The organism is Shewanella sp. 10N.286.45.A1, assembly GCF_041470405.1.
In the GTDB taxonomy this organism is placed as follows: domain Bacteria; phylum Pseudomonadota; class Gammaproteobacteria; order Enterobacterales; family Shewanellaceae; genus Shewanella.
Genome location: NZ_JBFRMK010000146.1, coordinates 1 through 10,359, shown reverse-complemented (window position 1 = coordinate 10,359; position 10,359 = coordinate 1). Strand labels below are relative to the sequence as shown.

The 10,359-nt window shown below is 42.6% G+C and carries 6 protein-coding genes, 1 pseudogene and 1 riboswitch; all 7 genes and pseudogenes read right to left on the bottom strand.

Translation table 11 applies throughout. The features are described from left to right. Positions 1-121 precede the first annotated feature (121 nt). Complete coding sequence (locus AB4238_RS12020) at positions 122-1,495, bottom strand: alanine/glycine:cation symporter family protein (RefSeq protein WP_372033655.1); 1,374 nt, start codon at positions 1,493-1,495, stop codon at positions 122-124. Between the two features lie 206 nt (positions 1,496-1,701). Then, positions 1,702-1,831: riboswitch (glycine riboswitch) on the bottom strand. A gap of 347 nt (positions 1,832-2,178) precedes the next feature. Beyond that, the gene (locus AB4238_RS12015) at positions 2,179-2,886 is read right to left on the bottom strand and encodes a DUF3581 domain-containing protein (protein ID WP_372033654.1); all 708 of its coding nucleotides are present in this window, start codon (positions 2,884-2,886) and stop codon (positions 2,179-2,181) included. A gap of 90 nt (positions 2,887-2,976) precedes the next feature. Beyond that, a complete protein-coding gene (locus tag AB4238_RS12010; protein WP_372033656.1) occupies positions 2,977-3,960 on the bottom strand; it encodes a sterol desaturase family protein in 984 nt (327 codons plus the stop codon). A 61-nt stretch (positions 3,961-4,021) separates the two neighbouring features. Beyond that, positions 4,022-6,253, bottom strand: coding sequence for a TonB-dependent receptor family protein (locus AB4238_RS12005; RefSeq protein ID WP_372033653.1), 2,232 nt, complete (start codon positions 6,251-6,253; stop codon positions 4,022-4,024). Next, entirely contained in the window at positions 6,253-7,491 is a 1,239-nt protein-coding gene (locus AB4238_RS12000) for an imelysin family protein (protein ID WP_372033652.1), read from the bottom strand. Before AB4238_RS12000 ends, AB4238_RS12005 begins: the two co-directional genes overlap by 1 nt. A gap of 89 nt (positions 7,492-7,580) precedes the next feature. Beyond that, on the bottom strand, positions 7,581-9,332 hold the full coding sequence (locus AB4238_RS11995; protein WP_372033651.1) for a DUF4856 domain-containing protein: 1,752 nt from the start codon (positions 9,330-9,332) through the stop codon (positions 7,581-7,583). Positions 9,333-10,107: 775 nt separating this feature from the next. After that, positions 10,108-10,359 (bottom strand): annotated as a pseudogene (locus AB4238_RS11990) (IS4 family transposase); the annotation flags it as partial.

Below are 10,359 nucleotides of genomic sequence, written 5' to 3'. Positions count from 1 at the left end.
GGGAACAACCATTATGTCATTACTCACTTTGAATTAGCCTGCCTTGAATTAGCGTGCCAAAAACGCTCTGAGTAGATCAACTTCTTATACTGATTGGTATTATCGACTACCGCAGAGCAAGCTATTGAGTGCGCAATTCATCAAGTACTGCTGCACGCCGTTTAACAAAGTACTTGTCGGTTTCCGCCATAATCACATGTCGTAAACCGATAAGTGCGATTAGGTTTGGAATCGCCATCAATCCATTAACCGTATCGGCTAACATCCAAATAAGATCAAGTTTTATAAAGGCGCCCACGGCGATCAAACTGAGAAAAGTCAGCTGATATAACTTAATGCCTTTTTCTCCTAGGCGCTTACCAGTTAGGTAGTACCAACAACGCTCGCCATAGTAATGCCAACCTAAAATAGTGGTAAAGGCAAAGCAAACCAAGGCAATGGTCACCACGTACTGGCCGATAATCGCTGAGCCTCCGGCGGCAAATGCGGCGCTGGTCATGGCAGCCCCCGCAGTGTCACCACTCCAAACGCCGGTAATAATCAGCACTAAACCTGTCATGGTGCAGATTAAAATGGTGTCGAAGAATGTGCCCGTCATACTCACCATGCCTTGCTCTACAGGCTCATTGGTTTTGGCCGCTGCCGCTGCGATGGGGGCACTACCTAAGCCAGACTCGTTAGAGAACACCCCGCGAGCAATACCAATTTGCAATGCTTGAGCAACCGTCGCCCCTAAGAAACCACCCGCTGCCGATATTGGTGTGAAGGCTGAGTGCAGCACGAGTTGGAGTGCCGGCATTATCTGATCGGCAAACAGAACCAAAATCCAAATGCAAGCCAACACATAGCCTAGCGCCATTGTCGGCACCAGTTTTTGCGCCACATTGGCAATACGTTTGACGCCACCTAAAGTGACCGCTGCAACCATTAGCGTCAGCACGATGGCTGTTGTCCAAGCGGGTACGTCAAAGGCGATAGTCATTGCATCGCTAATCGCATTAACTTGTGCAAAGGTACCGATCCCAAAAAAGGCGACCCCGACACCAAATACAGCAAATATTTTTGCCAACCACTTAAGCCCTAGCCCACGTTCAATGTAATACATTGGGCCGCCAGCAATATTGCCACGAGCATCTGTGGTACGGTATTTAACTGCCAACATACATTCAGCATATTTGGTTGCCATGCCAAAAAAGGCTGCTAACCACATCCAAAATAGTGCCCCTGGACCACCAATTTTTATCGCGGTGGCAACCCCGACTATATTCCCAGTACCTATGGTTGCCGACAGCGCGGTACATAGCGCGGCAAAAGAGGACAGATCACCTTTGCCACTTGCTGGCTTAAACAGCAAACTGAGTGCTAAAGGCAGTTTAAAAACTTGGATCAGCTTTAATCGGATAGTGAGATAAAGGCCGGTACCAACCAGTAAACAGAGGGTGACAGGCCCCCAAACAATGGCGTTGATATCAGCTAGAAGTGCTTCAAAATTCATGGTATTCCTCGAGTATTAAACAACAGAACTCGCTATATTCAAACAGTTTGAAATAGGAGTTATTAATAATCGGAGGAGGAAAAGAAATGGCTAGTGTAGCGTGCTGCCGAGCGCAGCAAACGGTTTATCAGCCTCGAATGAGGACAGAAAAGGCGCAGCAGCAAACGACAGTGACTAATATCGATTTGATAAAAGTTAACACAGTCATCCTCTCCTCTGTCCTTTTGCCTGAGCGTTTCGCGTTAGCAAAAAATGCTAACACTTTCGCCTTCGGCGCTGTGTGACAATCAAGCTGACGAACGCCTAATTGCTCACAGTCTCTCCAGAGGCTCGTCCAGTAACAGTCCTCACCATGTAAGTGGCACCTGAAAGAGTGCTTTGTTTCGCCTAAGCGTTAACAAAGTTGCCTCGTCGGTGTGGGGTTACTCCCCACTCTCCTGCTACCTTCATCCGAACGGATCCCATGAGCTTTTATATAAAAGCTAATGGGTCAAACAGAATGCGTCATCTAACGGTTAGCCTCAAGTGAGCCAGCTCACAGTTTATTCACTCATAAGATCAAATGGGATTGGCTGCTGCTTTAATCATCGCTTAAAAACAAAAAACCGACTAATCACCAGTGTCATTAGTCGGTTTATCAGCAATCGTTATCGACTGTCCGATGGTAAGTTAAGCGCTATTGCTTAGCCAGCGTAGCTGAGGCGACGCTCTTCATATTTATCAAACATCTGCTGCGCTTGATCATCAACATAGGGGCGTAGGCCACTCATAACCAGGGTTTTAATACCGGTGCCCACTAACTTGTCGCCGCTGTGCAGCTCGAAAGTTAAGGTGACATCGCCACGCTTACCTTCAATTTTTAAGTCTTGTTCAACCAAAGTCAACTCAACCTCGGTAAAATCAAGCGTCGATAAGTCAAAAGACATGCTTTCATAAATGACTAATGGTCTTGCAGGGTTAATCATCATCTGGCGCTGCTTCATCATCGGCACCAAAATATGCATAAAGTTAAGGCCTGAAAAAGCCACATACTTGCGAATAAAAGACTCTATTTGCACATCACAATGACGAACGTCACCGCTACGGTGTACATTTAGATAGCATTTATCTTTGTCATCTCTAATATCGAAATCTTCTTCAACTGCAGCAGGGAACTGCAGCTTAACGCCATCACCCACCATACCTGCAAAATTAAAGGTCATTTTCTGGCTTAAACCATATTCATTTAATACTAAAGAGAAAAGCAGATCGCCAGGTACACAAAAACGCTTTGCGGCAACGTCATGGATTGGATTGAAATCATGGGCAACGCTTTTAGCAAACTCACTTGCTTGTTCTGGAGCGATGACAACTGATTGGTCTGCTTTTTTAAAGAAAGAACTTAGGAACATAATCACTCAACAATCTTGTTAGCCTTCAAAGTGGCCGAGCATTGTATACCATGATTGAAATTTGACTCACCCGATGACTTCAGCGAAGAGTTATACCTTATGCCAAAAACGCTGTAAGTGTTGACGGCAGCGCCGGTAAACTTGGATGAACGGATCGCTATAAATCCCCCAAAGATTATTGTGCCCATTAAAGTCGCCAATACCTAAAGTGAGCTTTTGAACACTGCTTGCCAAGATTAAACATCCTAAAGCGCGATCCCAAACAGCTAAAGCTGAACCCAAGTTAGTATCACGATGTTCTATCGCGGCGCTATGGTGTACCTGATGCTGAGCGGGGCTGATAAACCACTTTTCTAAACGATCCCCCCAGCTAAACCAAATATGGCTATGACGTAAATTAGCCCCTAATACGTTAAATGCAAATACAAACACATTGGCCCCTAACACATCATACATTTTTAACGTAGGTCCAAACAGCGCATATCCAATGCCTACCGCCAAGCCTTGAGATAGTGCCATACGGCAGCCATAGAGATAACTTTCTACAGGATGCGAACGATATATTGTAAATGGTGTGAGCACTGTAGCGGAATGGTGCACTTTATGAAACTGCCACAGCCAAGGTACTTTATGTAGCATGTAGTGCAACACAAAACGGCTAAAGTCATCAAGAATAAACAACAGTAAAGTGAATAAACTCATAACAACCCATGGGGGGGCTTCTATCAATAAGCGATGACCAAACAATGACTCGAGTCCAGATGATACCCACAATGCTATTGGCACCATAGTTAGCATTAACGGGGCAAATAACGCCGCTTTAATCAGCTTATTCACAAGTAATAGTTGGTAATCGAGTTTAGCTGACGGAGCCCAAAACACATGTTTAGGTAATAAGAACTGCCTAAAACCAGAGATTGATGCTGGCCCAGCGAATGCAGTTTTACGATTAGCAAAATACACAGGCAAAGCCAATACAATAGCTCCGAGAAGGTAGCCGACAAAAATTCGCTTACTGGTATCAAATGGATAATTAAGTAAGTCAGTTAGATTTGAGGTCAAAAATTGACTAATAGTATCGATGTTTAACTCCAGCAACAACATGGCGGTGATGCAAAACATCACCGCCTACTGCCTAAAAGCGGTATTGATAACCTATTTGAAACTGTTGCGGTTTGCTTGGTCGTGCTCCATAAGGGCGGCGACTAACAATTTCTTGTGTATCAAACAGATTATCAGCTTTAACGTAAACTAAACCGTATTGATTAAAGTCGTAACTCGCAGACATATCCATGACAGTGAGTGCTTTTGTAGTGCTACCAGAAAGTACAACATCATCACCAGCAGCCTCCTTCATTTCACCAATGTAACGCACTATCATATTGATATCCCAACTATCACTCACTAAGCCAATATTCACTGCTAATTGGTTTTCAGGTAGGTAAGGTAACTCATCACCTGCTTCTATCGTCCCCCACATATCAAAGCCTGACTCAAAGCTGGTTTTAAACTCAGATTGTGTGTAGGTATAAGATAAAGATATTGGGAGTTCTAGTGCATCATTTATCTTAACTGAATAGCCACTACTCAGCTCAAGCCCAAGTACATCGACTTCACCACCGTTGAACTCGGTATCATCATCACTGCCGCAGCTTGAAAACTGGCATCCCTCTTTGAGATTGCTAATATCATTAAAGAAGCCAATTAACTCTAAGTTGAAATTACCATCATTGTAACGACCACCTAGCTCATAGTTAATACTGCTTTCAACTTCAATACTAGGGTCTTGTTTAGGGCTGGTTGGCAAGAAACCTTCATGGACACCGAACAATAACCCAGCGTTGTCAGACAATGTATAAAACGCACTAAAACTTGGTAACCAAATACTGGTTGTTTTATTGAGATAATCTTGCTCACTACCTGCTGCCCGATTTTGATAATGAGCATCGATATATTCACCACGAACGCCAGCTGTAATATCTAATGCATCCCAACTAATAGTGTCTTGTAAATAAACAGACCAAGCATCAGTTTTCTCTCGGTCAGTCGTTGCAGCTTGTGTCTCGCTACCATCACTGACAAGGTTAGCTTGACTCATGACATAGTTATCAGTTGTGTGATTACGCTCTATCTGATCTTGGTGGAATCTAACACCAGCTGAAAAATCATTGCTGAGTCCAAGTAATTGTAGCTGCCAGTTACCATCAGACTGTATGCCTTGAGAATAGTAGGTACGATCATTGTTGCCTAGAACAAGCTTTTCGTACTCGGCAACAGAATTCTCATTTCCAGTTAGAATTTGATAAAATCGATTATTAACTTCATCTTTTTCTGGAGCTGCCAAGATCTCTTGTAAACTACGATTAACTAGCCCACCTTTAAAGCCATTGATTTTATACCAGGCGCGTTCAAAGTCATTTCGATAAACCCGAGTCGTAATGTCAAAGCTTTCACCACTAATGAAATAATTAAACTGTACCTGAGTATGAGTCCAGTCCATATTATCAAGCTGGCTAGAGGCGTAACGTCGATTAGGGTTACCATTGAAATCATCATCCGTTAACCCTAAATAGGTCTCGTTAGATGTTTCATCGGCGTATGCAGCTTTTAATTCAAAAACTTGGTCAATCGTTTTACCCGCTAAGTCGTATCGCAACTTAGCCATAACGTCACTTTTCTCAAATCCTGTATCACCACCGCCGTCGAGCTCTTTAAAACCATCTGCACGGACGTGAACTCCTTCGATTAAAAAGCCGAAGTTGTCGATAGTATTACCGTAGTAGGCATGCGCTTTGGCAAAGCCATCACTGCCGCCAGAAATATCCATTAGTCCTTCAGAGCTCTGAGGTACAGCTCTTGTCACCATATTGAGAGATCCTGCTACAGTGTTCGGGCCATATTTAATTGCTGCTGGCCCCTTGAATACTTCAATAGAGGTCATTTTTGCAGTCATAGGAAAATAGTACGCGGATGCAGCTGAATATGGCGCTGGCCCGACTAAGACGCCATCTTCCATTATGTTAATTTTCTTACTGCGTTCGGGAGTTGCTCCCCGGAAGCCAATATTCGGACGTAAACCATAGCCGTCTTCTTCTCGAATATTGACTCCTGGCACGCTATATAAAATACGATTGATATCGTCGAATTTAAATTGTTCTAGCTCTAACTCATCGATCAAGGTTTCCGACCCAGTCTGGCGACTTAAACGCTGATCACGTCCGATAATCTGCATCTTTTCTATATAACTATCATTAACGCTTTGTTTATCTGATTTAACCTCATCTGCTGCAGCTAAAACCTGACTTGTTAAAGCCAACTGAATAGCTAATACGAGACTCAACTTTTGGGTAATGGGCAAGGTACTCATTAATCATTATCTCCCGCAGAAGTTTGTGGTAACTCAAGAGCAAGGGTATTAATAAACTCATTTTTAAGCTTATCTGTTACTGCTTTTACATCATTATGAGTCGCTAGCACTTTACTCTCATCTGCGACTAGAGATTCTGCAAGGCTAGTTTGGTAGCTTCGACTATTGGCCAATGCCGTTGTAATCCGTTCACCCAGTGCTTGCGCTGTGGCAGTATCATTTTCATCAATCAAATAATCATCAAAGCCTAAACCCTCTTTACCAGTGTAAAGTGCGTCCAGAGCTTCCAAGTTACTAGTGATATTTTCAATAGAATGATTAGCTAACGGCGATTCAACATCTTGAGCGCATACACTCGTTCCACAGCTATTCGCAAAAAGCCCTAACGGCGTGGCCAACTTGCCATCTTTAGTGACACTATCGATATAAAACAAAGCATCTGAGAGCTTGTTTACTGCTTCGTGCACAGTGTCAAAACGACTACCTGTTTCACCTGCTTGCTTTAAAGTGGTGCCATAACCTTGTGGCCCACTCCACTGAGAAAGTAGTTGTTGAGCGTTATAATTGATATCTCGGGCAACTTCATTAGCAAATTCACAACGTGCAACACGTCGGTTGTTATCAGTTCGATTATCCCAGCCAGCGGGTGTTACCGAACCGCTACAACTATGTTCAAAGCTCTGATTGAACAGTAAATACTCTATAGCATCTAAGCCTTTACGAGCTGGAGTTCGAGATGCTATATCGTAAGGCACGCCGTTTATATCATTATTTTCAAATGAGACTATATCCAAATCAACACCACAACGACTTATAACTGGCCAAGAGTAAATCTTATTACGTAATGCACCATCGTCATTAAGCAGAGGCCCCAACTGCATCATCTCTACCTGTTGCCACACAGACATAGTATTACTCCAGCTATTTTTAGCATTGGTACTCGCCTGGGTCAGTGCAGAACTATCACTTGTGTCTTGCTCATAATCACTAGCCGCGGTGCAGTAATTATTAATATCTGTAATCTGTTGCTCACTCACACTCACGAAATGCTCAAAAGTTGGTGTAATAACACCATCTACTAGGTTTTCGATAAGTGCTTGTTGGTCGAAGTCTGATGACGTATTGTCTTGGTTGCCATAATCGGCACCAGCATCGCTGCTGGTACTTTCATTACAACCACTTATTAATACTCCCATAAGAGCAATACTTAGCAATGAATAGCGGTGTTGACTTGGCATAATTTTCCCTTAGTTCAAAAACAACAAAAGCTCGGTACCAGATAGCACCAAGCTTTTTGCCTTAAGCGGCGTGAATGACCCCTTTAGGGTTACCAGTTAGCCACATTGTCTGCATCAAGTTCATAGCTTGCTTGCAATATTCCACGAGCTTCGGTGAGATCTGCGATATAAGCATCCACATCACCTGTCAACACTGGCTCATCTCCCATCAGCATATGCAGTTTTTCAAAATCTGCGTCGCTAATACCTGCGTACTCGCTAAACTGTAATCCTAATGCAAACCCCTTCATTTCAGAGTAGTGCTTCGCTAGGTTTTCATAGTTAAAATCTGCACTATCACCATCAGTTGCTAGCGCCGCTAAATCACCGTTTACATCGTTTATGTAATGAACCACTGTTGCAACAATGGCACGCTCCCAAGCATCAAGACCGTTCATGGCATGGCCTTTAAGATCTTCTAGCTGTGCTTCAGTTAGCGCGGTACCGACGTTGTCATTAATTAACTTACGGCCAGCGATAAATGCTGTCATAGCCTGAGTGGTATAATCGGTAGCTGCTGCATTATCTGCAGTCCCCATATCGCGCTTGGCCGCATTAACTGATTGACCGAAGTTATACTCACTGCGTAAATCTATTTTTCCATCGCCATCAGTATCGTGGGAACCATTCCAATCTGCACGGCCATTATCAGCAGATACTTTGCCCGCAATTTCAACATCGGAATATTCTAAGTAGTTCCGAGCGGCCCCAAAGTAACCAAAACCTTCATCAAACTGATGCTCTAGATTACTGTAAGCTGCGCCATCTTTAGCAGGGTTAATGTTGTCGGTTGTTAAGCCTTTACCATCTGTATCAACACCAAAGTAGTCATCAGATGCTTGTGAGTATGTAATAGCCATAAGCAAGAATTTTTGAATCATTTGCGCTAAATCAACGCCGTTTTCATCAACATAAACTTTAGCAATATCATTACCGAGTACATCTTTTCGGACGCTACCACTGATTTTAGCTGCTGCGTTATCTGCAAGGCGATCGAATAGTGTTGTTATCAATGCTGATGGCGTTGTTGAGCCTTTTGCTCCCCAACCTGCAAAATCACCATTATTCCAGTCTTGATGCTGCCCGCCAGTATCGTTACCAGCCAGCTTCCCATGTAGGTTTTTGTACCCCGTTAAATCAGAAAGGAGACCATCCTTTGAGTTATCAATGAAGGTAATTGGCAGGTCTGGATATTCAGTGTCTGCATCTGGGTTGTAAAAGTAGTTTAATTGAGCTAATACTGCGGCTTTATCGGCTAAATCACCGCTATCAATATCAGCTTCCAACTTGTTCTTAATATAACTATTAAGCTCAGCAATCAAAATATGACGGGCATTCTGGCCAGTATAAGATACGCTCGACTCACCGTCGTTAAGCTTACTGTCAAATTCATAACGATCCATTACATCATTAATGGTAAGTGTGACTTCTTTTGTGAAGCTATCACTATCACTATCAGTTACAGTTATTTCAACTGTTAACTCTAATGACTCCACACCGTCAGCTTCTAAAATAACGCCTTCAGCAAGCATCAATGTATTGTCTTCAATCACGAACTTATCGCTATTTACACTATAAGTATGCGTATCGCCACTGTCAGCATCGACCGCTGACAAAGTACCTACAACTGCATTTGCGGTATTTTCGTCAACAGTTGCATTTGAAAGTACAACATCTGTAGGGGCACTATTTACTGGTGCTGGGGTTGGTTCAGGACTTGAGGAATCTGAACCTCCGCATGCCGTAAGTAACCCCATTGAGAGTGCAATAGTTGTTGCTAAAATCGATTTATTCAGTTGCATACAAATACCCTAATAATTGCTAGTTGCTAGCCATTTAAATGTGAACCACCTTAATTTACATTTATGCTACACGAATGTAAATGATAATACATCCTATTTACAGCGTAATTAGAAAACAACACATCGATAGGTTGCTTTTTAAACAGAAGGGAGAATCTTGTAAATTAAGGAAAACCTAAATAAGCATTCACCTTATTCAGGTAAACACTGACAAAAACTCATCCTAGGAGCGAACTGATAGTTAAATAGGCAACTAAAGGGCTTTAACTTAATAATGAAACAATATGTAAATAATCAGTAAATCATACTTTTGCTCTACTTGACTTTACGGTTTTGGAATATAATCCCAAAAGCAGCAACGTATCTTTTTGATGTTTTTTCGATAAAAAATGACTATAAAAGTTAATCCTCAGAGCGCTCAATTTCGATAGCGCTATCGAAATTCACGGTAAGAGCATTACGATTTTTAATCAATTTTAGAATGAAAAAGAGCAGTTTTATGACGTTATCAGATTATGAATACGCACTTTTTACATCATTTAGGTTGAAATTCAAACAAGTAATAACTTTGTTGGCCAGTTAATGAGAATATTGAACGCCCTCTATTTAGGATGTCAAGAGCATTTATAATGCTCTTGCCTTGAGTTCGTCTTTGTCTCGGCATGCAGCCTCCTTGTTAAATGCTCAAATCAAGTGTAGTAGGAGGTCGCGATTGATCCCATTAACTATGGCTGATGAGATGGACGCTCTCTAATACCTGTCTCTTGATCAGATCTTATAAGCTCTCACCATCAGCCACCATTTCTTTCGCGACTCGATAGCCTACAACATGAGACTGCAATGTACTCCAACCTTCCCAAACGGCCGCGCAGCTTGCTATACCTGTTCGCTTGGTATCGGTAAAACCACCCAGTTTTGCGATTGATTGATACGCCCATTTTAGGCTTGGTGCTCCTTTTCCTTTATGCCCTCTAGCCTTATTAAATCGCATTAACACCTTCCATTCACCCTCTTCGAGTACCGCGTC